General features: G+C 57.3%; 27 protein-coding genes. 16 read left to right on the top strand and 11 right to left on the bottom strand.

Annotated features, from left to right (window positions below; all coding sequences use genetic code 11):
• Nucleotides 1-46: 46 nt before the first annotated feature.
• A complete protein-coding gene (locus ACOTTU_RS19755; protein ID WP_298921679.1) occupies nt 47-535 on the bottom strand; it encodes a peroxiredoxin in 489 nt (162 codons plus the stop codon).
• 108 nt (nt 536-643) lie between these two features.
• Here ACOTTU_RS19755 and ACOTTU_RS19760 point away from each other — a divergent pair, with 108 nt between their 5' ends.
• From ACOTTU_RS19760 to ACOTTU_RS19770, 3 genes are read left to right on the top strand one after another with little or no spacing between them, the layout of a single operon-like run.
• Nucleotides 644-1,852, top strand: a complete 1,209-nt coding sequence (locus tag ACOTTU_RS19760) for an NAD(P)/FAD-dependent oxidoreductase (protein WP_425660422.1) — start codon at nt 644-646, stop codon at nt 1,850-1,852.
• Complete coding sequence (gene rsmD, locus ACOTTU_RS19765) at nt 1,849-2,406, top strand: 16S rRNA (guanine(966)-N(2))-methyltransferase RsmD (protein WP_425660424.1); 558 nt, start codon at nt 1,849-1,851, stop codon at nt 2,404-2,406. The genes ACOTTU_RS19760 and rsmD overlap by 4 nt, the downstream gene beginning before the upstream one ends.
• 18 nt (nt 2,407-2,424) lie before the next feature.
• The gene (locus ACOTTU_RS19770) at nt 2,425-2,610 is read left to right on the top strand and encodes a hypothetical protein (RefSeq protein ID WP_425660426.1); all 186 of its coding nucleotides are present in this window, start codon (nt 2,425-2,427) and stop codon (nt 2,608-2,610) included.
• Here ACOTTU_RS19770 and map read toward each other — a convergent pair.
• Nucleotides 2,595-3,413, bottom strand: coding sequence for a type I methionyl aminopeptidase (gene map, locus ACOTTU_RS19775; protein WP_425660428.1), 819 nt, complete (start codon nt 3,411-3,413; stop codon nt 2,595-2,597). The two genes, ACOTTU_RS19770 and map, sit on opposite strands and share 16 nt — an antisense overlap.
• 67 nt (nt 3,414-3,480) lie before the next feature.
• Nucleotides 3,481-4,188: a DNA/RNA nuclease SfsA gene (gene sfsA, locus ACOTTU_RS19780; RefSeq protein ID WP_425660430.1), complete on the bottom strand. Its 708-nt coding sequence runs from the start codon at nt 4,186-4,188 to the stop codon at nt 3,481-3,483.
• A 50-nt stretch (nt 4,189-4,238) separates the two neighbouring features.
• On the opposite strand from sfsA, the gene ACOTTU_RS19785 reads away from it, so the two are divergent.
• From ACOTTU_RS19785 to ACOTTU_RS19800, 4 genes are read left to right on the top strand one after another with little or no spacing between them, the layout of a single operon-like run.
• Nucleotides 4,239-4,964, top strand: coding sequence for a competence/damage-inducible protein A (locus ACOTTU_RS19785; RefSeq protein ID WP_298921674.1), 726 nt, complete (start codon nt 4,239-4,241; stop codon nt 4,962-4,964).
• Nucleotides 4,961-5,683, top strand: coding sequence for a GNAT family N-acetyltransferase (locus ACOTTU_RS19790; RefSeq protein WP_425660432.1), 723 nt, complete (start codon nt 4,961-4,963; stop codon nt 5,681-5,683). Before ACOTTU_RS19785 ends, ACOTTU_RS19790 begins: the two co-directional genes overlap by 4 nt.
• A gap of 4 nt (nt 5,684-5,687) precedes the next feature.
• Entirely contained in the window at nt 5,688-6,260 is a 573-nt protein-coding gene (locus ACOTTU_RS19795) for a peroxidase-related enzyme (RefSeq protein ID WP_425660434.1), read from the top strand.
• Nucleotides 6,257-7,204, top strand: a complete 948-nt coding sequence (locus ACOTTU_RS19800; RefSeq protein ID WP_425660436.1) for an OmpA family protein — start codon at nt 6,257-6,259, stop codon at nt 7,202-7,204. The genes ACOTTU_RS19795 and ACOTTU_RS19800 overlap by 4 nt, the downstream gene beginning before the upstream one ends.
• 77 nt (nt 7,205-7,281) lie before the next feature.
• On the opposite strand, the gene ACOTTU_RS19805 is transcribed toward ACOTTU_RS19800, so the two are convergent.
• Nucleotides 7,282-8,187, bottom strand: coding sequence for a LysR family transcriptional regulator (locus ACOTTU_RS19805; protein ID WP_298921670.1), 906 nt, complete (start codon nt 8,185-8,187; stop codon nt 7,282-7,284).
• A 277-nt stretch (nt 8,188-8,464) separates the two neighbouring features.
• Entirely contained in the window at nt 8,465-10,492 is a 2,028-nt protein-coding gene (locus ACOTTU_RS19810) for an FAD-dependent oxidoreductase (RefSeq protein ID WP_425660439.1), read from the bottom strand.
• A 104-nt stretch (nt 10,493-10,596) separates the two neighbouring features.
• Here ACOTTU_RS19810 and ACOTTU_RS19815 point away from each other — a divergent pair, with 104 nt between their 5' ends.
• Nucleotides 10,597-11,055 carry a GNAT family N-acetyltransferase gene (locus tag ACOTTU_RS19815; protein WP_425660441.1) on the top strand — a complete coding sequence of 153 codons (459 nt, stop codon included), beginning with the start codon at nt 10,597-10,599 and terminating at the stop codon, nt 11,053-11,055.
• On the top strand, nt 11,052-11,534 hold the full coding sequence (locus ACOTTU_RS19820) for an RNA pyrophosphohydrolase (protein ID WP_425660443.1): 483 nt from the start codon (nt 11,052-11,054) through the stop codon (nt 11,532-11,534). The genes ACOTTU_RS19815 and ACOTTU_RS19820 overlap by 4 nt, the downstream gene beginning before the upstream one ends.
• Here ACOTTU_RS19820 and ACOTTU_RS19825 read toward each other — a convergent pair.
• The 3 genes from ACOTTU_RS19825 to nth are packed head-to-tail and all read right to left on the bottom strand — an operon-like array spanning nt 11,531 to nt 13,757.
• Nucleotides 11,531-12,112 (bottom strand): GNAT family N-acetyltransferase, encoded by a 582-nt coding sequence (locus ACOTTU_RS19825; protein ID WP_425660445.1) that lies wholly within the window; start codon nt 12,110-12,112, stop codon nt 11,531-11,533. The genes ACOTTU_RS19820 and ACOTTU_RS19825 overlap by 4 nt on opposite strands.
• Before the next feature lie 17 nt (nt 12,113-12,129).
• Nucleotides 12,130-13,116 carry an adenosine kinase gene (locus ACOTTU_RS19830; protein ID WP_425660447.1) on the bottom strand — a complete coding sequence of 329 codons (987 nt, stop codon included), beginning with the start codon at nt 13,114-13,116 and terminating at the stop codon, nt 12,130-12,132.
• The gene (gene nth, locus ACOTTU_RS19835) at nt 13,113-13,757 is read right to left on the bottom strand and encodes an endonuclease III (RefSeq protein ID WP_298921755.1); all 645 of its coding nucleotides are present in this window, start codon (nt 13,755-13,757) and stop codon (nt 13,113-13,115) included. The genes ACOTTU_RS19830 and nth overlap by 4 nt, the downstream gene beginning before the upstream one ends.
• A 147-nt stretch (nt 13,758-13,904) precedes the next feature.
• On the opposite strand from nth, the gene ACOTTU_RS19840 reads away from it, so the two are divergent.
• The 4 genes from ACOTTU_RS19840 to ACOTTU_RS19855 all read left to right on the top strand — a co-directional run bounded on the left by ACOTTU_RS19840 (nt 13,905) and on the right by ACOTTU_RS19855 (nt 17,077).
• Complete coding sequence (locus ACOTTU_RS19840; RefSeq protein WP_425660449.1) at nt 13,905-14,702, top strand: Hint domain-containing protein; 798 nt, start codon at nt 13,905-13,907, stop codon at nt 14,700-14,702.
• Nucleotides 14,703-14,752: 50 nt separating this feature from the next.
• Complete coding sequence (locus tag ACOTTU_RS19845; RefSeq protein WP_425660451.1) at nt 14,753-15,619, top strand: methylated-DNA--[protein]-cysteine S-methyltransferase; 867 nt, start codon at nt 14,753-14,755, stop codon at nt 15,617-15,619.
• A gap of 134 nt (nt 15,620-15,753) precedes the next feature.
• Nucleotides 15,754-16,419: an OmpA family protein gene (locus ACOTTU_RS19850; protein ID WP_298921660.1), complete on the top strand. Its 666-nt coding sequence runs from the start codon at nt 15,754-15,756 to the stop codon at nt 16,417-16,419.
• Nucleotides 16,420-16,531: 112 nt separating this feature from the next.
• Nucleotides 16,532-17,077 carry an NADPH-dependent FMN reductase gene (locus tag ACOTTU_RS19855; RefSeq protein WP_425660453.1) on the top strand — a complete coding sequence of 182 codons (546 nt, stop codon included), beginning with the start codon at nt 16,532-16,534 and terminating at the stop codon, nt 17,075-17,077.
• On the opposite strand, the gene ACOTTU_RS19860 is transcribed toward ACOTTU_RS19855, so the two are convergent.
• Nucleotides 17,071-17,487, bottom strand: a complete 417-nt coding sequence (locus ACOTTU_RS19860; protein ID WP_425660455.1) for a VOC family protein — start codon at nt 17,485-17,487, stop codon at nt 17,071-17,073. The genes ACOTTU_RS19855 and ACOTTU_RS19860 overlap by 7 nt on opposite strands.
• Before the next feature lie 41 nt (nt 17,488-17,528).
• Between ACOTTU_RS19860 and ACOTTU_RS19865 the strand changes: the two genes are divergently transcribed.
• Nucleotides 17,529-18,323 (top strand): acyl dehydratase, encoded by a 795-nt coding sequence (locus ACOTTU_RS19865; RefSeq protein ID WP_425660457.1) that lies wholly within the window; start codon nt 17,529-17,531, stop codon nt 18,321-18,323.
• Here ACOTTU_RS19865 and ACOTTU_RS19870 read toward each other — a convergent pair.
• Nucleotides 18,320-19,351 (bottom strand): NAD(P)/FAD-dependent oxidoreductase, encoded by a 1,032-nt coding sequence (locus tag ACOTTU_RS19870; protein WP_425660459.1) that lies wholly within the window; start codon nt 19,349-19,351, stop codon nt 18,320-18,322. The genes ACOTTU_RS19865 and ACOTTU_RS19870 overlap by 4 nt on opposite strands.
• Nucleotides 19,352-19,415: 64 nt before the next feature.
• Here ACOTTU_RS19870 and mnmD point away from each other — a divergent pair, with 64 nt between their 5' ends.
• Complete coding sequence (gene mnmD, locus ACOTTU_RS19875) at nt 19,416-20,093, top strand: tRNA (5-methylaminomethyl-2-thiouridine)(34)-methyltransferase MnmD (RefSeq protein ID WP_425660461.1); 678 nt, start codon at nt 19,416-19,418, stop codon at nt 20,091-20,093.
• Nucleotides 20,093-20,959, top strand: coding sequence for a DMT family transporter (locus tag ACOTTU_RS19880; protein ID WP_425660499.1), 867 nt, complete (start codon nt 20,093-20,095; stop codon nt 20,957-20,959). Before mnmD ends, ACOTTU_RS19880 begins: the two co-directional genes overlap by 1 nt.
• On the opposite strand, the gene ACOTTU_RS19885 is transcribed toward ACOTTU_RS19880, so the two are convergent.
• Nucleotides 20,924-22,942, bottom strand: coding sequence for a transglycosylase SLT domain-containing protein (locus ACOTTU_RS19885; RefSeq protein WP_425660463.1), 2,019 nt, complete (start codon nt 22,940-22,942; stop codon nt 20,924-20,926). The two genes, ACOTTU_RS19880 and ACOTTU_RS19885, sit on opposite strands and share 36 nt — an antisense overlap.
• Nucleotides 22,943-22,970 lie beyond the last annotated feature (28 nt).

Here is a 22,970-nt window from a genome sequence, read left to right on the forward strand (position 1 = left end):
AGCGGATGAAAATGGCCCGAAACCCGTGTTTCGGGCCATTATTGTTTTACATGTTGTCGAGCAGCGCTTCACCGCCGGAAACTTCGCAGACGCCTGGGTTTTCCTCTGGCTGAAATAGAGTGACTTTGCCGTTCTCAACCAGCATCGCATAGCGCTTGGAACGCGCCAGCAGGCCCGCGGGTGGGGCATCAAACTCCATGCCGAGCGCCTTCGTGAAAGAGCTATCTGCATCGCCGAGCATGGTGATGCCTGCCGCAGTGGCCCCGGTGGCTTCGCCCCATGACTTCATGACAAAGGGGTCGTTGACCGACACACAGATGATTTCGTCGACACCTTTGGCATCAAATTGTTCCTTGGTGCGCACAAAACTTGGCACATGTGCCGAATGGCAGGTGGGTGTATAAGCGCCGGGCACCGCAAAAATAACAACCTTGCGACCGTTGGTCTTGTCGGCAATGGACACAGGCGCTGGCCCGTCTGCGCCCATTTCGACCAGGGTTGCGTCGGGAATTTGATCGCCTTGCGAAATCGTCATGTGATAGGCCTTTCTGGTGATTGCGTTCATCCTTGCCGAGAATATAGGTTGCGGCCTCGGGTAGGACCAGTTGAAACGTTTGGATTCCAATGGCAAGGGGGTGACGGCATGCGTCATGTGATCGTGATCGGTGCGGGGCAGGCAGGATCATCCTGCGTTGCCAAATTGCGCAACGGCGGCTTTGACGGAGAGGTGACCCTGATCGGTGCTGAACCCGTTCCCCCCTATCAGCGGCCACCTTTGTCAAAAGCCTACCTGATGGGAGAGATGGCGCTGGAACGTCTCTATTTGCGGCCAGAGGCTTTTTACCAGGACAACCAAATAACCTTGCGGACGGATGCGGAGGTTACGGCCATTGACCCATCTGGCAAATCCCTACGTTTGGGCACGGAAACGCTGCACTATGATGATCTGGTACTGACCACCGGGTCCGTACCGCGCAAGCTGCCTGCAAGTATCGGCGGCGGGCTCGATGGCGTTTTTGTGGTGCGTGATCTGGCAGATGTGGACGCCATGGCGCCACGCTTTCAGGCGCGCAAAAAAGTTCTGATCGTTGGTGGCGGGTATATCGGGCTGGAGGCGGCTTCGGTTGCTGCAAAACTGGGGCTGGAGGTGACGCTGGTTGAAATGGCTGATCGTATTCTCCAGCGTGTTGCGGCTCCTCAAACCAGTGATTACTTTCGAGCACTCCACAGATCGCATGGTGTGAACATCCTCGAAGGGGTAGGTCTTGACCGACTGATCGGGGAAGGCACCGTGCGCGGTGCCCGGCTGAGTGACGGCACAGAACTGGAGGTGGATTTCGTGATTGCGGGCGTCGGGATCATGCCTGCGACCGCATTGGCCGACGCCGCCGGTCTGGACATCGAAAACGGGATCAAAGTGGACGCAATGGGCCGCACATCCGCTCCCCATGTCTGGGCTGCGGGTGATTGCACCTCCTTTCCTTATCATGACGGACGCATTCGCCTTGAAAGCGTTCCCAATGCGATTGATCAGGCCGAGGTTGTTGCGGGAAACATCATGGGGGCAGGCAAGGAATATGTCGCCAGACCGTGGTTCTGGTCGGATCAATACGACGTGAAGCTGCAGATCGCTGGTCTGAACACAGGCTACACTGAAGTGGTCAGCCGTATTAGCGACGAGCAAACGGCGTCCTTCTGGTACTACCGTGACGGAGGATTGCTGGCAGTTGATGCGATGAACGACCCGCGCGCCTATATGATCGGCAAGCGATTGATCGAGGCGGGAAAATCGGCTGACCCGGTAATTGTTGCGGATGCCACCGCCGATCTGAAGCCGCTTTTGCAAGCGTGAGGATCATCGCCGGAACCCATCGCGGCACCACCCTGGCCAGCGTTGGCAAAGGGGACAGGTCCGCGCATCTGAGGCCAACATCGGACCGCGTGCGCGAGAGCCTGTTTAGCATGCTGACCCATCATGATGTGATCGCAGGTGCTACCGTATTGGACCTTTTTGCGGGCACCGGCGCCTTGGGATTAGAGGCGTTGTCCCGGGGCGCGTCCCACGTCACATTTGTCGATGACGGACGTGCGGCGCAAAAACTCATCCGGGAAAATATCGTGAAGCTCCGGGCCGCATCCGCCACGCATTTGCTCGCTCGCGATGCGCGACGTTTGCCAATATGTGACGCCCGGCCCTGTGATCTGGTGTTTCTGGACCCGCCTTATGGCAAGAACCTCGGGCTTGGCGCGCTGGAGGCCGCCTCGGCCAATGGGTGGCTGGACGATGACGCATTTATCGTCTGGGAGGAGGCCCAACCCATGGCGGCACCGGATGGGTTCGCGCTTGTGGACCAGCGCAGATATGGTGACACTCATATCAACCTGTTGTCGAAATCTTCGCTTTGATGTGATAATGCGTATCCCATGATTGCAGCTCAATTCGCCTCATTTTGGCAATATCGCGCCTCGGATCAAACGGGCCACACGCCGCCCAAACCAAAAGGCACGCCGGTGTTTATTGGCGATGCGGTTCAACCCTGGGGCTGTGAGACGTTGCTTTTGGATATCCTGCGCCGTGACGCCGAATGTGCGGGTCAACCTTCGGAATAGGTGGGGTGGAACAAACCACCCGGTGACAAGGTGAAGATCTCTGCACCATCGGAGGTCACACCAATCGAATGTTCAAACTGCGCTGACAGGGATTTGTCGCGCGTCACCGCCGTCCAGTCGTCGGAGAGTGTCTTTGTCTCGGGTCGACCCAGATTGACCATGGGTTCAATGGTGAAGAACATCCCCTCTTCCAGCACGGCACCAGTGCCGGGCCGACCGTAGTGCAGAACATTTGGCGGCGCATGAAAGACGCGCCCCAACCCATGCCCACAGAAATCGCGGACAACCGACATGCGGTGGCTTTCGGCGTAGGACTGGATCGCGTGGCCAATGTCGCCGAAGGTATTACCGGGTTTGACCGCTTCGATCCCCAGCATCAGGGCATCATGGGTTACCTGAATGAGCCGTTCCGCCTTGCGGGGCAGTTTGCCTGCGACATACATCCGGCTGGTATCGCCAAACCAGCCATCGACGATCACGGTCACATCGACGTTCAGAATGTCGCCGTCTTTCAGCGTCTTGTCACCGGGAATGCCGTGGCACACCACATGATTGACGGAAATGCAGCTGGCGTGCTGATACCCTTTGTAGCCGATCGTGGCGGAGGTCGCGCCCGCGGCTTCGACCATTTCGGTGATGGCCCGGTCGATGGCGCCGGTGGTCTGGCCCACATGCACAAGGGCCGCCACATCATCGAGGATGCGCGCAGCCAGCGCACCGGCGGCATGCATGCCGGCAAAATCCGCCTCTTCGTAAATGCGTATGCCGTCCTTGGTGTGACGGCCCCGAAGGTCTTCGTTCACGCAAATGCTCCATCGTCATTGTTCGGCGCGCTTGTAACGTGCAACTCATCCGAGTGCCAGAGGGCGCTCAGATCGAAATTTCCAAGGCATCTGCCAAATGGGCGCCTTTGGGAGAGATATTGGCACTATAGCAGAAAGTTTCAACGCCCGCTGCTCGGGCGTCGCGGTAGGCGCTTGCGTAGGTCGGATCGAGGTCTTCGGCGAGTGCAAACCGCGTGCAATCGCTGCGTTGCACAAGATAAAGCATTGCGGCCCGGTGACCCTGTTCGACCATCTGGGAAAGCTCTTCTAGATGTTTGGCCCCCCGCGCCGTGACGCTATCGGGAAATTCCGCAAGCCCCGCGCTGCGCGACAGGGTGACGCTTTTCACTTCCAGATAAAGATCGGGTAGGCCGTCTTTTGACAACAAAAAATCTATGCGGCTTTTTTGTCCGTACTTCACTTCCGGCCGAACCATGTCATAGACGGCAAACGGGGGCAGCGCCTTTGCGGTCAGGGCGGCTTTGAGGGCTCTGTTGGGCAGCGACGTATCGACGCCGGTGAAATGCCCGTTTTCATGATCGACAAGCCGCCACCCGTATTTCAGCTTTTTTTTCGGATCATCATTGGGTTCCAGCCAGACGCGGGTTCCGGGTTCGGCCAAGCCCATCATCGAGCCGGGGTTGGCGCAATGTGCAGTGATTTCCGCACCCGGCCCTTCCAGTACGCAGTCGGCCAGAAAACGTTTGTATCGACGTGTCAGTCGAGCGGGCACAAGATCGGTTTGAAAGCGCATGATGGCAGGTCTATACCTCGCATGAGGTTAGACGCAAGGAGAGCCGCAACATGCCCAACCCGACAGCCGCGATGCTCGTGATCGGCGATGAGATTTTGTCTGGCCGGACCCGCGACGCCAATATGTATCATCTGGCTGGCGTGCTGACCGAGGCGGGGATTGATCTGCGCGAAGTGCGGGTGGTGAGTGATGACAGGGGGGCAATCATTGCCGCCGTCCAGGCGCTTGCGGCTGCCTTTGACAATGTTTTTACCAGCGGCGGTATCGGCCCCACACATGATGACATCACGGCTGATTGCATCGCGGCGGCTTTTAACAAGAAGATCGACGTGCGGGATGATGCGCGGGCGATCCTCGAAAAGCACTATGCAACAACCGGGACCGAACTGAATGCGGCACGCCTGCGGATGGCGCGGATCCCCGATGATGCGGTTTTGATCGAAAACCCTGTGTCCTCCGCGCCCGGCTTCACGCTGGAAAATGTGCATGTCATGGCCGGGGTGCCGTCGGTTTTCAAGGCGATGGTGGAAAGCCTGTTGCCAACCCTTTCGGGTGGTGCGCCGCTTGTTTCCGAAACCTTGCGGATTGATCGCGGGGAAGGTGATATTGCTGGACCGCTGGGCGCATTGGCCGCAGAATACCCGATGTTGAGCATGGGATCCTATCCGTTCCAGAAGAAAAATGGCAAATACGGATCGAACGTGGTCATCCGCGGGACAGATGGCGCATTGGTTCACAAGGTGATTGAACAGCTTTCCACAAGCTTCCCGAAATGACGGCGCAACGCCTATTTGAGGCCGTCGACGCCACGTGGCCAGCCGCGGCATTTAAGCAGCTCGGCCCGTTTGTGCTGCGTGACGGGCAGGGCGGCGGCAAACGTGTTTCAGCAGCGACCGCGACCGGCCCGGTGCAGAGCGGGGACGTAGCACTTGCTGAAGGTGCCATGCTGGATGCCGGTCGAACCCCTTTGTTCATGATCCGTCCGGAAGATCAGGAACTGGATGCGATGTTGCAGGATAGCGGATACAATCTCGTAGATCCGGTGAATGTGTTTCAATCCCGGTTGAACCGTTTGACGGATATCCCCTTGCCACGTGTGACGGCGTTTTGCATCTGGGAACCGCTGGCGATCATGGAGGAAATCTGGGTCAAAGGCGGCATCGGTCCGGCGCGGCTGGCTGTGATGGCGCGGGCGAAGACAAAAACCGGCATTCTGGCACGCTGGAATGAAAAACCCGCGGGTGCGGCATTTGCTGCGGTTCATGACAATATCTGCATGGTGCACGCGGTTGAGATTCTGCCCGAGCAAAGGCGCCAGGGTGTCGCGCAATGGGTCATGCGTGCGGCCGCCTTCTGGGGGCAACAGCAGGGGGCAGTAGAAATGGCGGTGCTCTGCACCAAGTCGAACACCGCCGCCAATCAGCTCTATTCCTCTCTGGGCTTTGAGGTGGTGTCCGACTACCATTACCGACAGAAAGACGCGCAAGGAGCTTAATCCCATGGCTGAACCCACGCTTCCAACGGCTCTGAACCTGCCCATGGTCGATCCATTGCCTGAGGCCACGCAGACATATTTCGATGTCTGTCAGGAAAAGCTTGGCATGATCCCCAACGTGCTGCGCGCATATGCTTTTGACATCGAAAAGCTGGACGCCTTTACAGGCATCTACAACAACCTGATGCTGGCACCCTCTGGTCTCAGCAAACTGGAACGAGAAATGATCGCCGTTGTGGTCTCTTCAATCAACAAGTGCTTTTACTGCCTCGTCGCACACGGGGCCGCGGTTCGGGCAATGTCGGGGGATCCGAAACTTGGCGAAGCACTTGTGATGAATTACCGGGTTGCCAATCTTGACGCGCGGCAACGCGCAATGCTGGATTTTGCAGCCCTTATGACAACCGCCAGCGCCACCATCGAGGAAAGCCATCGGGATGGCTTGCGGCAGGTTGGATTTACGGATCATGACATTTGGGACATTGCCAATGTCGCGGGGTTTTTCAATATGACCAACCGCGTCGCGAGTGCCACGGCAATGATGCCGAACGAAGATTATCACGCGCAGGCCAGATGACCGGGCTCAGGGCGGCCCTTGCAATCATCTTGCTTTTCAACGCGAACGTGGTTTTCGCGTTGGAACTGGTGATGCCTGCTGGCGCCCGCCAGACGGTGGAGCGGGCAACACGTCTTGACAGCTTTGATGCACCAATCGGCGCTTTTGCTGATGGGATCGTGCCGTCACGGGTGCTGGAAGGATCGGTAACCCGTCGGGCATGGCGCATTGGCACGGCAGGGCTCACCGTATTGCAGGTGCTGGCACCACTGCGCGCTCAGCTTGAGAACCAAGGATATTCGGTTGCATTTGAATGTGCCGCGAACAGCTGCGGTGGCTTTGACTTTCGCTTCAATATTGAGGTGCTGCCGGGGCCTAACATGTACGTCAACATCGGCTCTTACCGCTACCTGACCGCCTTCAAGGGGCCGAGTGACAATCCGACCGAGGCCGTGGCCATACTGGCAAGCGTCACGTCCGATTCAGCTTATCTGCAGGTGATTGAGGCCATCGCCGGTGGAAACATCGCCGTACCAGAGCAACGAGAGCCCTCCAGAGACGCGCTCACGACGACGCAACCCGCGACCGCGGATCAGCCCTTCGGTTTGCTGGAGACCGGTTATGTGATCCTGCGTGATCTGGACTTTACGTCTGGCACCTCAAATCTTGGTCCGGGGCCCTTTGCGTCCCTGGACCGTCTCGCAGAGATTCTGTCTGACAATGCCGAATTGCGGATTGCTCTGGTGGGGCACACGGACACGGTTGGTGGGCTGGAGCCCAACATCACCTTGTCACGTCAGCGCGCCCGTGCCGTTCGAGCCCACCTGATTGAGAAATACGGGATCGCGCCCAATCGCCTGGACGCCGAAGGGATGGGGTATCTCTCCCCGGTTGCATCGAACCGGACGGCGGAAGGTCGTAACGAGAACCGGCGGGTCGAAGCGATCTTGCTGAATACGGAATAATCCTCTGATCAGAAATAAAAAACCCCCGGCATGGATACATACCGAGGGCAAGGTCACCGAGGGGGGTGTTCATGGGGTTACCAGTCCGAGGGGCCTTTTTCTGCAAAGGCGTGGACAAGAAAGTCGATAAAGGCGCGGACCTTGGGTTGCGTAAAGCGACCAGGGGGGTAGACCGCATAGATACCTTGCGTTTCCATTGGAAGGTCGGGGATCGCATCCTCGATCAGACCCTTTTCCATGGCTTCGGCATATAGGAAACTCGGCAGGTAAGCGATGCCAAGGCCGGAGATCGCGGCATTCAGAAGTGATTGGCCGTCATTCACGCTCAGCCAGCCGGCGGTCCGAACCTGACGTTTTTCCCCTGAGGGCGCAGTGAGTTTCCACACATTCCCGGAAGACTGGTTGGAATAGTGCAACAACTTGTGATTGTTCAGATCGTCGATTTTTTCGGGTCGGCCGTATTTTTCAAAATAGGCTGGACTGGCGATCATGCGTTTCGTGGTCTCCGTCAGTTTCCGTGCACGCAACGAGCTGTCTTCCAACTCTCCGATACGTACCGCCATGTCGAAACCTTCCGAGATCAACTCAACGTAGCGGTTGTTCAAAACCATGTTGACCGTGATGTCCGGGAAGTCTGACAAAAATTCACTGAGGACAGGGGACAAGTGGTTGACGCCAAAATCCGTGGCAACAGAGATGCGCAAAAGCCCCGAAGGCGCGCTTTGCATGGATGTGACCAAGGCATCGGCTTCACCGGCGTCGTTCAGGACACGCCGCGCACGGTCATAATAGGCGAGCCCGATTTCCGTTGGGCTAACCCGGCGGGTCGTGCGGTTGAGAAGCCGCGCTCCTAGGCGCGCTTCGAGAGAGGAGACATGTTTCGAGACAGCGGATTTGGAAATCCCCATCTTTTTGGCCGCATCGGTGAAGCCGCCTTGGTCTACAACCGTGGCGAACGCTTCCATTTCTGTGAGGCGGTCCATTGCCTTCCCCTTATGTTCTGTCAGTTCCGAGGATCGTTATGCAGATCAAATCGGGCAGGAACGCGGCATAGGTGAGACAGTATCGCGGTTTTTGCATGGATCGTTCTGGGCATGGAAACGCTCCGCGTGGTCCGATCCATCCCGCGACGCGAGCTGGACCTGCCTATCAGGATGCCTGAGAGCGTCGAATTTCTGCGCATTCCAGTCCGGTCGCCCGTGTCAATCCGCCAGGTGCCGGGCATGTCATGGGCGCTGGTGATCCGGTTTTGGTGGAACCTTAGAGCTCTGCGGCAAGGCGTGTGCCCTGGTTGATCGCGCGTTTGGCATCCAGTTCCGCTGCGACGTCTGCACCCCCGATGACATGGCATTTGGCGCCCCGGGTTTCCAGAGCATCGGCGAGGCTCCGATCCGAGAGTTGCCCCGCACAAAGCACAATGGTGTCCGCATCAATCAGGGTGGGATTCTCGCGCGCTTCGCCGTGCGACACCACAATGCCACCCGCCTCGATCCGCTCGTAATTCACGCCACCGATCATCTTGACGTCTTTCATGGCAAGCGCGGCGCGGTGGATCCAGCCGGTTGTCTTGCCCAATCGCCTTCCTGGTTTCTCAGCCTTGCGCTGCAGCAAGGTGACCTGTCTGGCGGGCGGTTCAGGCTGCGGGCCTTCGGGCGCAAGGCCCGAGCGATGCGCTGCCGGGTCCGCGACACCCCATTCGCGCATCCAGTCCGGCAGGCTTTCAGTGGGGCTGATCCCTTCATGCACCAGAAACTCGGCAACATCGAAACCAATCCCCCCGGCGCCGATAATGGCTACGCGCTTACCAACGGTGACCTTACCCCGCAGGATATCAATGTAATTGACCACATGCGCCGCATCCTGTCCGGGGATTTCAGGGTCGCGCGGCACCACACCTGTTGCGACAATCACCTCGTCAAAGCCCTGCAGATCATCGGCGCTGACCTCGCGCCCAAGCTCGACCGAAATTCCCAATTCCGCAATCATGGCGCGATACCAGTCCACAAGCCCCCAGAACTCTTCTTTGCCCGGAACCTGTTTGGCCATGTTCAACTGGCCGCCGATCTCGTCGGCGCGGTCAAAGAGTGTGACCAGATGCCCGCGCCCTGCGGCGGTCATCGCCGTGGACAACCCCGCCGGACCGGCCCCGACGATGGCGACGGATTTTGGGGTATGCGCGGGCGTGATCAGCAACTCCGTCTCATAGCAGGCTTGCGGGTTGACCAGACAGCTGGAGATTTTACCGCTGAACGTATGATCCAGACAGGCCTGATTGCAGGCGATGCAGGGCGCGATCTGGGATGATTTGCCGGCCATCGCCTTGGCGACGAAATCCGCATCCGCCAACATGGGCCGCGCCATGGAAACCATATCCGCACAACCCGTCGCCAGCACATCCTCGGCCACCTCGGGTGTGTTGATCCGGTTCGAGGTGATCACAGGAATGCTCACCTTGCCCATCAGCTTCCTGGTCACCCAGGCAAAGGCGGCGCGGGGAACGGATGTGGCAATGGTCGGAATGCGCGCTTCATGCCAGCCGATGCCGGTGTTGATGATCGTGGCGCCCGCTTTCTCAATCTCCTGCGCCAGTTGCACAACCTCTTCGTGGGTAGACCCGTTGGGCACCAGATCAATCATCGACAGCCGGTAGATGATGATGAAATCGGTGCCCACGGCTTCGCGCACGCGGCGCACAACCTCAATGGGCAGACGCATGCGGTTCTCATAAGACCCGCCCCAGTCGTCGTCTCGTTTGTTGGTATGGGTGACCAGAAACTGATTGAGGAAATATCCCTCCGATCCCATGATTTCGACACCATCATATCCGGCTTGCTGAGCCCGTTTGGCGCAGGCAACGATGTCGCCGATTTGCTTTTCGATGCCCTCATCATCCAAAGCTGTTGGCGGGAACGGGGAAATCGGCGATTTCACGGCCGAAGGGGCCACGCATTTCGGTCCATAGGCATAGCGGCCTGCGTGCAAAATCTGCATGGCGATCTTGCCGCCCGCGTCGTGGACCCTCTTGGTGATCACACTGTGGTTGTCCACATCTTCCTGGCCGACCATCATGGCGGCTCCGGGCAGCACCGAACCTTCGAGGTTGGGGCCAATGCCGCCTGTGACCATCAGGCCCACTTCGCCGCGCGCACGTGCTGCATAGAATTCCGCCACCCGATTCCAATCTTTGGTTTCTTCCAGCCCGGTGTGCATCGATCCCATCAAGACGCGGTTTTTCAAGGTGGTGAAGCCCAGATCGAGCGGCGCCAGAAGATGCGGATAGTCGGTCATGTGGAACCCTTCCCGGTTTTGGTTGCCCCGAGATCACATTTTCACATATCTGATGTCACGTCGAACGCCGCGTCACATCGCGCGCCATGAAGAGGACAGCGAGAATGTTGAGGTGGGCAAAACCCTCCGATGCTGCGGAGCTGGCACAGGTTTTCTTTGCCGCCGTGCGCGAAGGTCCGAGCCTCTATTCGGAGGCGCAACGTGCGGCTTGGTTGCCCGAACCACCTGCCGGGCAGGCATGGCGGGATCAACTATCTGCAATGAATGTCGCTGTCGTGGAACGGGGTGGCCGCCCCGGTGGCTTTATGTCGGTTCAAGATGGGGGATATATCAATCTCGCCTTTGTTCACCCAGACCATCAAGGCAGCGGTATTTTCCGCCAGCTCTACGCCCGGGTCGAGGAATGGGCCAGAGATCACGGCGAGCCCATCCTCTGGACCCACGCCAGTCTTATGGCAGAACCCGCTTTTCAGGCCATGGGGTTTTTGGTTATCCATCATGAAACGGTTGTGCGTGATGGACAGAAGTTGACGCGGGCCAAGATGGAAAAGAGGCTTACATGACACCCGAAGAAATCTCGAAGCTGCCCTATCGCCCCTGTGTGGGCATCATGTTGACCAACGGCCGCGGTGAGGTTTTTGTCGGCCAACGTCGCGACAGCAGCGTTGCCGCCTGGCAAATGCCGCAAGGCGGGATCGACAAGGGCGAGGCGGCACAGACAGCCGCCTTTCGGGAGCTTTGGGAAGAAACCGGCGTAACCTCTGATCTGGTACAGGTGGTGGCCGAAAGCCAACAGTGGCTACCCTATGAATTGCCGTATGATCTGGTGGAAAAGCTCTGGAAGGGCAAGTATCGCGGACAGGAGCAAAAGTGGTTTCTGATGCGTTTCAATGGCAGCGATGACCAGATCAATATCGCGACAGAACACCCGGAATTCTCGGAATGGCGGTGGCTCCCGGCGCGCGATCTGGTGGATAACATCGTGCCTTTCAAGCGGGATGTCTACGCCGCCGTCATGGCTGAGTTCGACGATTTGATCTAGCTCCGCAGCACCGGCACATTAGGGGCGGCGCTTTCCGGAAGCAGGCCGAGGATGCGCGGATCATCGTCGATCTCGACCGCCTGCCTGATGGGCCTGAAACCGCTGCGGCGGTAAAACCCCAAGGCCTGGGGGCTGTCGATGGTGCAGGTGTGCACATGCATGCGCTCTATCGGTTTCTCCCATGCCCGCGAAATGGCTTCGTTCATAAGATACCGCCCGGAGCCTGTTCCGATCAGCCGCGAAGTCAGGCCGAAATATGCCAATTCGCAAGAACCGTCCTCGCGGAAATCCAGCTCCAGCAAGGCCTCATCCTGCCCGTCGAGGCTCAGCGTAAAGATTTCAACTTTCGAGTTGCTGAGAATCTTCTGCAGCGCGCCATCGTTCAGTTGCAGACGCCCATACCACAGCCAATCCAATGCGCCGACCCGGGTAAAGATATCGCGATACCAGGCGGCATCCGCCTGAACCCTTCGAAAGGACACGCCCTTTGGCAGGGGTACATCCTTCGTCACTGGTTTGGTGGTCATCTCCAGGTAGGTCACGATCATTGCGATCTTGCCGGGAGGAATATCGTGCAACCCGTTTCCAAGCACGCTCAAACCAGACCTTGCTCGCGGAAGGCCTCCATCATGTCGATCTGTGGCCGGGGTCCAACGTGGCTGATGACTTCCGCAGCACAAAGGTTGCCCATGCGCGCACAGGTTTCCATGTCGCGACCCGTTGCAAGGCCGTAAAGGAAACCGGCTGCGAACTGATCGCCCGCGCCGGTGGCATCGACAGGGGTGACTTCCTGAACCGGAACATCGACACGTGTCCCATTTGACAGAACCGTCACACCGTCCCCGGAACGGGTGCAGACGACCAAAGGACAGATTTCAGCGGTTTTCTCAAGCGCGGTTTCGAGATCCGTCTCAAAGAGCGATTTGATCTCATGTTCATTGCCGATCACGTAATCCAGATCATGTTTGATCAGCGACAGGAAATCGTCCCGGTGGCGTTCCACGCAGAAAGGGTCAGAGATGGCGATGCCTGCGATCCCGTTGCCGGCCTTGGTGGCGCGTGCAGCCTCACGGAAAGCAGTTTTACCAGCGTCATGGTCAAAGAGATACCCTTCGAGAAACATGATTTTGGCATTGCCTGACACGGTCTGCGGCACATCATCGGATGTCAGCCCCGTCGAGATACCAAGGTAGGTATTGAGCGAGCGTTCCCCATCCGGGGTGACAAAGATCATGCAGCGCGAGGTAGGCGTTTCGCCGTTCGTGACGGGCGGGTTTACAAAATCAATGCCATTGTCGGTCATGGCGCTGGCATAGAACTGTCCCAAGGCGTCATCGCGCACCCTTCCTATGAAAGCGGTTTGCAGACCAAGTGAGCCTACGCCCGCCACCGTGTTTGCCACAGCGCCGCCGGGTGTTTGCAGGCGATCATTCATAGATGCAAAAAGCACTTCGGAGCGCTCCTGATCCACGAGTTGCATGATGCCTTTCTCGATTCCCATGTGACCCAGAAAACTGTCATCTGCATGGGTGATCACATCGACAACAGCGTTCCCGATGCCAACGACTTCGTAGGTTTTCATATAGTTTTGTCCTCAAATGGGCAGAGATCCCGGATGATGCAGGTCGGGCACATCGGTTTGCGCGCCTTGCAGTGATACCGTCCATGCAAGATCATCCAGTGATGGGCGTGGAGTTGAAAATCCGCGGGGATATTGTCTTCGATGGCGCGTTCGACCGCTTCAACGGTTTTGCCGGGGGCGATACCCGTGCGGTTGCCGAGCCGGAAGATATGGGTATCAACGGCTTGGGTTGGCTGTTGCCACCACATGTTCAAAACGACATTCGCCGTCTTGCGCCCCACACCGGGCAAGCCCTGAAGGGCCGCGCGACTGTTGGGCACTTCGCCGCCATAGTCACGCACCAGAATTTCGCTGAGCTTGATGACGTTTTTCGCTTTCTGGCGAAACAAACCTATTGTCTTGATGTGCTCTGTCAGCGCCACAATCCCGAGATCCAGCATCTTTTGCGGCGTGTCGGCGATCTGGAAAAGCGTGCGGGTTGCCTTATTCACGCCAGCATCCGTCGCTTGCGCACTCAGGGCAACCGCCACGACCAGAGTGTAGACATTCACATGTTCCAACTCACCCTTCGGCTCGGGGTCCGCTTCCTGAAAACGCGTAAAAATCTCGCGGATCGTATGGTATCCAAGTTGTTTTGCCATTGGGTCGGTATGAGAGGAATCGTCGCAAGGGGCAAGACCAACCGCGCCCGATCCGTAAAATCCATGAAAAATATTGAAGGAATTTGCAGCGGAATCTTTACCAACTTCTGTCATCCTCTGCCGTATCCTTCGATGGAGCAGATCGCCATGTCACCAAGTTCGTTTTCCGGCACTACATCAGATGCCCCGGCATCCAACCCGAACGCGCGCGCATTCACATCTGAGGTCACCTGTGATCGAGCGGTCGATCAGGAGCGGTTTGAAGCCGAAGAGGGTGATATCCGATCTTCAAGCACCCAAAAGTCGGTTGTAAATGTCCCCGGTTTTGGGCCAGGCACCATGGTCCAGACGGAAAACGGGGAGTTGCCGGTGGAATGGTTGGACACATCTGACAAGGTTTTGACACGTGACCACGGTTATCAACCTATTTCGTGGGTTTGCCGTTCACCTCTGCCGGTCGGTTATTTCGTCGAATACCCGGATGATCGCCCAATCTGCATTCCAGCGGGATCGCTCGGTTCAAATCAGCCAACCCATGATCTCTTTGTTCACCGCGATCATCGCCTATTGGTTGCGTCGGTAGCGGCGGAAGCGTTGTTTTTCGCCAATGAGGTTTTGATCCCTGCGAATGCATGGCTTGATTCAGGTCATGCGCATTACGTCGAAACGAGCCAAGACTATACGGTGACCCATCTCGCCTGTGCCCGTCATCAGGTCATCCTTGCGCAGGGTGTGTGGATTGAAACGGTCTTGCCGGGGTGTGAAAGTCTGACGGCGTTGCCGACGCGCGATCAGTTTGCCCTGCGAAAAGCTGTGGGGGCGTCGTCTTTCAACCAAAACACCGCGCGCCCATGTGTGACGCGCGAGGAAGCCAAGCTGCTTATCGAGCCCCAACAAATTCGCCGACCGATGTTTCGATTTGTCAGGCAGAAGCGAAGCGCTTAATCCGCAGCTTTCGGGTCGCGTGCCCTGCGAAGTTTTACTAGAAATGATGCATGACACAGCATCAAATCATCCCCGACGATTCCGAGGCGACCTATCATTATCACGTGGTGCGCCGCGCAATCGACCTCATTGATCAGTCCGAGGATCCCCTATCGCTTGATGAAATTGCCGCAAAAATGGGGATGAGCGCGGCTCATTTCCAAAGGCTCTTTTCGAGGTGGGTAGGGGTGTCGCCGAAACGGTATCAACAGTATCTGACACTCGGGCATGCCAAGACCCTTTTGCGGGATCGGTTCACCACCCTCGACGCTTCGCATGCTTTGGGGCTATCGGGCAGTGGGCGGCTGCACGATCTGTTTGTTCGCTGGGAAGCCATGAGCCCGGGTGAATTTGCCCGCGGCGGTCAGGGGCTAGTGATTTTTTGGGGCTGGTTTGAAAGCCCATTTGGTCCGGCAATTGTCATGGGCACGCAAAAAGGCATTTGCGGCATGGGGTTTGCCGCGGAAATGGGTGAGGCTGCGGCTTTGCAAGACTTGTTGAGCCGCTGGCCCAAAGCCGAATTTGTCGAAGACCCCATGACGCTGCGCCCCTGGGTTCTGCAAGCCTTTGGGGCCGGTGATGGCGCTTTGGAAACGGCGCCGTTGTTCCTGATCGGTGCGCCCTTTCAGATCAAGGTCTGGGAGGCGCTTCTCAGCATTCCGTCGGGTCAGGTCACAACCTATTCGGAAATTGCACAATCCATAGGGCACCCCCGCGCTGTGCGTGCAGTTGGTACCGCCGTCGGGCGAAATCCGATCAGTTGGCTGATCCCCTGTCACCGCGCGCTTCGTAAATCAGGTGGCCTGGGTGGCTATCATTGGGGCTTGCCAATGAAACGCGCCATGCTCGCGTATGAGGCGGTGCACGCGGAAAGTTGATCGGTTTTGGCGGTGGCGGGTTGTTGCCGACCGATAATTCCCCTTGGTTTGTTGTGGAACGCTCGCCATATATACTGCGTTCACACCAAGACGCCCTGCCCGAACGGGGCCGTAACAATCGAAGGCAGTACATTATGACATTCGTAAAATCCCCAATTATCCTTGCGCTTTCGGGCGCGCTGGTTCTGACCGCTTGCACCGATCCCAACCAATTTGGCAATAACTCCAGCAACCCAAAGGCCCAAAAAGGGGCCTTGATCGGCGCGGGCGCCGGGGCAGTGCTTGGCGCGTTATCCAAAGGCGACGGTAATCGCGGTGACGGCGCTGTCGTCGGCGCTCTCGTCGGCAGCGCGATCGGCGCTGGCATCGGCTATTCGCTTGACAGACAGGAAGCAGACCTGCGCAATCAGCTTGGCAATGATGACGTGACAATCACGAATACCGGCGACAGGCTCATTGTCAGCCTGCCTCAGGACATTCTCTTTGCCACGGATAGCTTTGCTGTGCGCCCCGATCTGCAAAATGATCTTTACAAAGTGGCGGCAAATTTACAGCAGTATCCGGATTCCACGATCCAGGTTATTGGTCACACCGACAGCGACGGCGATGCCGCCTACAACCAGCAGCTCTCAGAACGTCGGGCAAATGCCGTAGGCAGCGTGTTGTTGAATGCGGGTGTCTCCGGGGGGCGGATCCAAACCTTTGGGCGAGGTGAGAACCAGCCCATCGCCAGTAACCTCAGTCCACAGGGCAAAGCCCAAAACCGACGCGTTGAGATCGTGATCCTGCCCAACGCCTGATCGGCAGTACCGAATTGACATAAAGAGCCTCGGAGATTTTCCGGGGCTCTTGTTTTTTTGGGCCACTGCATCAGGATGTGACATCGAACGTTAGCAGGGGAAGAACGAAAAAATGGCAATTTACAAGATACTTGGACTATCGGGTTCATTGCGAAAGGGATCGACAAACACGCTGCTGTTGCGCGAGGCTGCGCGGCTGTTTGGAGATTGCGACTTTGAACTCGGGAACTTTCGCCTGCCACTTTACGATGGAGATGACGAAGCCGCGACCGGTGTGCCCGAAGCCGTCCAAGTTTTGGCCAAAAAGATCGGGGCCGCGGATGCCGTTCTGATCGCAACGCCTGAATACAACAAGGGGCCCTCCGGTGTTCTGAAAAACGCGTTGGATTGGATAAGCCGCGTTGCCGAGAAACCCTGGAACGCCAAGCCAGTTGCGATCATGTCAGCCTCTGCTGGCCGCGCGGGTGGCGAGCGTGCGCAAATGGTCTTGCGAGGCTTTATGGTTCCGTTCCGTCCCCGGATTCTGCAAGGCCCCGAAATTCATCTGGCAAATTGCAGCAACCAGTTTGATGAGAATGGAATTTTGACCGGAGAGGTGTATGTGCGCGAGTTAACGGCCCTGATGCAGGCCCTGCGCGCCGAAATTGATCGTCAATAGCAGGGTACGGACACTTCGATCAGGTTCTGGTCCGGGTCCCGCAGATACAGCGATGTGATTGGCCCCTTGGCTCCCGACCTGCGCACCGGGCCATCTTCAAGTTCGATCTGATGTTTTGTCAGATGTCGTGTCCACGCTTCTATTGGTGCGTCCGTCAAAAAGCAGACGTCAACGGTTCCCGGCTGGGCATGCGCTGCTTTTGGTTCGAATTCGCGGCCCTTCTGGTGCAGGTTTATTTTGCTTTGACCAAAGAGCAACGCCCAACGGCGCGTCCCATCGGTAGCTTCGAATTGCTCGCCCCGCATGCCGAGAACCTGGGTGTAGAACCTCACGGTTTCGGGGATACTTTTCACGGTCAGAACAAGGTGATCCAAGGCACGGACACGGCATTGAATTTCGGATTGCTGCACGGCTACATTCCTTGCTAAGGCTGTCACCGATGAAGGATGCAATGGCCACTCCCGTTAGTCAAAGCGATCTGCTGGATCCTGCCCGAGCGCGGGCGCTACAGGTTGCGCTGCGCTTGGCACCTTGTTTGGTCACAGGGGATGACTTACCCGTTTTCTTCCATCATCTCTATTTTTGGGAACCGCGACCCGCCGAAAGATTGGGCCGCGACGGGCATCCGAAAACGGGTGGGCTGATCCCCGATCTGGGGTTGCCGCGGCGTATGTGGGCGGGTGGCAAAATCACTTTTCATCGCGCGTTGAAGGTTGGTCGCAGTGCAGAACGCAGGTCCATTTGTGAAGCTAGCGATGTCAAGTCAGGACGCACTGGGCGCTTAGGTCTGGTCACGCTGCGCCATGATTTCTACCAGGATGGTGGCTTGTGCGGGACAGAACGTCAGAGCCTGATCTATCGCGAAGACCCGCGTCCAGATGCACCAAAGCCCGAGACAACACCTGCAAGACACGATGAAGAACATATCGAGCGCTTCAATTTCGATACGACGTTACTTTTTCGTTACTCTGCGCTCACGTTTAACGGTCACCGCATCCATTACGATCTGGATTATGCGCGGGACGTCGAGGGATATGCTGGATTAGTCGTGCATGGGCCGTTGCTGGCCCAGCTTTTGATGCTGATGGCTGAGCGTCGTCTGGGCAAACTTACTGCTTTTGAGTTTCGGGCCACGTCTGCGCTGATGCATTGGGAAACAGCGGAGCTCTGCCAGCAAGGGTCGACGTTCTGGGTGAGAGGGCCCGATGGTCGGCAATGCATGACTGCAACAGCCCATATCTGCTAAAACGAGGCGCTGACTTCGAACCCCTTGGGTATCTCATTGCGGTTATCGAGCATCAAATTGGCCATTACTTGGGCGATCTTTGGTGCCATGCCAAATCCGATTTTGAAACCTCCGTTGGCAATAAAGTGACCCGGCTTTCCGGGCCAATGCCCGAGCATTGGCGCACGGCTGCGCGCTCGGGGACGCACGCCTGCCCATCTTTGTACGACCGTTGCGTCTTGCAACGCAGGAACTGCAGCACAGGCCTTTGCGACGACGTTATCCAATTGTTGATCTGTTGTAGCCTCCTCCAGATATTCGCGTTCCGATGTTGAACCAATGGCTACTGTTCCATCCAGATGGGGAACGATATGAACGGACTCTGCAAAGATCTGAGGTGAGAAACGCGCATCAAATTGCAACAACGCGGCCTGACCTTTGACGCCATTGCCAACCGCGCGCGAGTGTTCCGCGCTGAGGCGCTTGAGCCCATCAAACCCGGTGGCCCAAAGAACCTGACCCTGTTCGGCACCATCCGGATCGATCTGCACACCCTTCGATGCGAGTGCTGATACCAACGCCAGACAGGCCTTGCGCGGGTGCAGGTGCGCGCTGAGAGTATCGCGGATTACCCAACCCGTTGGCGTCAGAGGGGCCCAAATGTCACTAGTATATCTTTCAACCGTCCAATCGGCTTTCCCCTGCCAGAGTTCTCTGGCGGTTTCGCAGCGTCTAAGGGCCAAGCAGAGGGCCGCATCGTCCATGACGGGTTGAATTCTTCCAGCGCGTGCATAGCCAGACGTGGTGCCGCCAGTTGCCTCGATTTCGCGCCAAAAGGTTTCGGCCATTAGCAAGCTTTCCAACTGGAAGGCCTTTTTGGAATTCCAATTCTCCGGAACATGCGGCGCAAGCGCACCCACAATGCCTCCGCTGCTTCCGGACGCTGCGCCATTTGGGTCGATGATCTTTACGCGCGCACCTTTTTTCACGCACGCCCAGGCCACAGAAAGGCCCAGGATGCCGGCTCCGCGCACGGTCACGTCAGCCATTGCCAAAACCGATCCTCTCCACCAGTGTCGCGATCAATTCGTGCCATGAAACCGGGGCTGATCCATGTCGCAACAGATCGCAGAAATAACATGGAGCAAGGACGGTGTACCGGTATCGGACCGTTATGACGATCCTTATTTCAGCCTTCAAAACGGGATGGAAGAAACGCGCCATGTTTTTTTGAGGGGGAACCAGTTACCCAACCGCTTTCATGATGGTTTTCACATTGCGGAGCTTGGCTTTGGAACGGGCCTGAATTTCTTGACGACGTTGTTGGAGTGGCGCAATTCCGGTACCAGCGGTCGGTTCAGGTTCACCAGCTTCGAGGCTTTCCCGCTGTCTGGGAAGGATATAACCAAGGCGTTGAATTTGTTCCCGGAGCTCCATGAGTTGGCTTCTGACCTTTGCAATGTCTGGAATACGGCAGGGGGCGTTTTCGAGGTGGCAGGCGACGTCACTTTGAACGTGGTCGTCGGTGATGCCCGCGATAGGTTGAAGAATTGGGACGGTCGTGCGGACGCCTGGTTTTTAGATGGGTTTTCACCTGCCAAAAACCCGGAGCTTTGGTCAGAAAGCTTGTTGCTTCAGGTTGCAAGCTGCACCGCAGAAGAAGGGACATTCGCGACGTACACGGCCGCAGGCTTTGTGCGTCGGGCTTTGTCCAACGCCGGTTTTGATGTCCAGCGTGTCGAAGGATTTGGCCGCAAAAGGCATATGACCGTCGGCAGACTCAAATCATGATGCAGACAAACAACGTCCGTCTGGGCGTGATTCTGATGCTGCTCACAACCATTGTGTTTGCACTGCAGGACGGAATCTCCCGACATTTGGCGGCCGAGTACAACGTGTATCTTGTTGTCATGGTGCGATACTGGTTCTTTGCGGGGTTTGTCGTGACGATTGCAAGCCGTGGTCGCGGTGGCGTGATCGCGACGGCAAAGACCAGACAACCGCTCTTGCAGATGTTTCGCGGTATTTTGCTGGCTTTGGAGGTTTGCGTGATGGTTTCGGGTTTCACGCTCTTGGGTCTGGTGGAGGGTCATGCGGTTTTTGCATGTTACCCCCTCCTGGTCGCAGCACTCTCCGGGCCTGTGTTGGGGGAACGGGTTGGATGGCGCCGTTGGGCTGCAATCGGCGTCGGATTTGTGGGTGTCACCATCATTCTGCAACCTGGAATGTCCGTCTTTGATCCGCTTGCCGTTGTGCCATTGTTAGCGGCGATAATGTTTGCCCTCTATGCACTGCTGACCCGTTTTGCTGCTCGGCAGGACAGTACGGCGACAAGCTTTTTCTGGACTGGTACGGCCGGGGCGGTCACCATGACTCTGCTTGGCGTTTGGTTCTGGGAGACGATGAGCGCGGGGGATTGGGTCTGGATGGCCACACTTTGCATGACCGGAGTGCTCGGCCATTGGCTTTTGATCCGCTGCTACGAAGTTGCCGAAGCGAGTGCGGTGCAGCCATTTGCTTACTTTCAGCTCGTTTTTGCAGCGTCAGTCGGCGTAGTTGTTTTTGGCGAAACAATCCGCCTGAATGTCGCACTGGGCACCATCGTCATCGTGTCCGCCGGGTTATTCACCCTTTGGCGCGAACGCCAGCAAGGTTGATCCGGCCAGTTCTTCGCTGAAAGGTACTGGTAGGGCCGGTTTACCCAACCTGGCACGATAGATCGGAAGGCTTTCTGTAACCCTCATCACGTAGTTTCGGGTCTCGCGGAACGGAATGTGTTCGATCCAGTCGACCATATCAATCTCGCCTTTACGCGGATCACCATATTTGAGCATCCAGCGATCAGGGCGGCTGGGTCCGGCGTTGTAACCTGCCGACATCATCACAACATTGCCACGAAACCGCGCTGCCAATCTGGACAGATAGGCAGCACCCAACTCTGCGTTGTAACGAGGATCTGATATAAGCCTTTCCGTGCTGTGCCCCTTTTGCCGGCCAAGCAACGAAGCCACTTCGCGGCCGGTCGCCGGCATGATTTGCATCAATCCGCGCGCGCCCACACCACTTTGCACTCCGGGATCAAACTCACTTTCACGCCGCGCAATCGCGAGAACCATTTCAGGGGCCATTGGTAAGGTCTGCTGTGCCACGGGGTGCAGCGCATAATATCCACGGGGGACAACAATTGCGCGCCGCGCCGTTCGTTTTCCAATCATGACTGCCAGATGAGGTTGATCCATGTCTAGGGCGGCTTCCGCCAGCAAAACAGCCTCATCATACTGCAGACTCTCGGCAAGATGGGTCCAGAATCTTTCTGCCAGATTGAGTTCTCCGGACGCTTGAAGCAACAGACCGGCGACAAAAACCGGTGACTTGGAGAGGGGTGTATCGCGCCAATCCAGCTCTTCTGCTGCAGCTAAGGACGCTTCATCAAAGGGCAGATCCGCGCGCTCTGCTGCCAAAAGACCGTAGAAAGAAGTCTGATACTGCGCCGCAGTGGCATAAGCCTGATCCGCTGCTGCAACGTCGCCCATCGCTTCGAGCGCGCGCCCCTGCCAATAACCCGTACGGCCTTCAGAGATAGGGGACTGCACCGCAGCGCCATGATTTCTGAAGTGTTGCAGCGCCGTCTCGGGTTCGTTCAGTTTGCGAAGTGCAATGTAGCCGGACAACCATTCCAGATCGGCGTAGTTCGATCCGGTGGTCAAAAAGTGACGAGAGGCGATTTCATAAGCGCGCTCCGCATTGCCCTCTCTCATCTCCTGGCGTGCCATTGACCGGCGACGATTGGACCAGGCTTCCGGATTGCCCAAAGCGGCGGCGCTGGTCGAGGTCGCAATCAAAAGGGCTTCCGCATCATTGGTTCTGCCTTTTCGCGCCCGCCAGACAAATCGTTCGTACTGCAAGCCGGGATTTGAAGCGTGGCTCTTTGGAACGCGCGCGATCAGCGTGTCCACACCTTTCGCGCGGCTGCGAAGGGCAATGCGCGCCTTGGCGACGGCGACGTCTGCGGCGGGGACAAGATCATAAAGGCGGCGTGCATTCTCGAAGGCTCCGGCCCAGAGCATCGCATCCAAACGTTCGGCGTGGTGATCTTTCAGCAGCGTTTCATGACTTGCCAAAAACAACGCTTGTGCGGTTCCGCCCATCGGCATTGAAGTCCAGGCGTCAATGACAAGTGTTTTTGCCATTTCGTCGGCATCGGTACGTGACAGCGCAACCGCATGACGCAGCACACCTTCGGGTGTCTGGGCGGGAACGTCATCAAAGAAAGCAAGTACGGCAGAATCGTTTTGCGATATCACCACGCGTTCTGACTGTTTGCGCAAATATGGCTCGCCTGGCCAATCGGGGCGTCGATCAAGGAAGGCTATTACCTCCTCGTAGGTCCCTTTTCCGGCGCGCAGTCGGGACCATTCGATGACATCAGCGGCGACCTCACCATCGCGGGCTGCTATTCTGGCAGCGTTTTGCCAATCGCCGTCGCGCAGGGCATCCATCGCCCAGGCAAGTGGTCTGGGCCGTTCCGCCAAAGCGGGAACAGCGGTCACAAAAATAACAATCAGTGTCGTCAGCCAGCGTCTGATCACTTGCATTTCCCAGCGTTTGAGGGCTAGAGCCTCTGATACATACAGCGTCATGGTCACGTATCAAATCACGATGATGCTG

The sequence above is a fragment of the Roseobacter sp. EG26 genome (assembly GCF_049830555.1).
Taxonomy (GTDB): domain Bacteria; phylum Pseudomonadota; class Alphaproteobacteria; order Rhodobacterales; family Rhodobacteraceae; genus Roseobacter.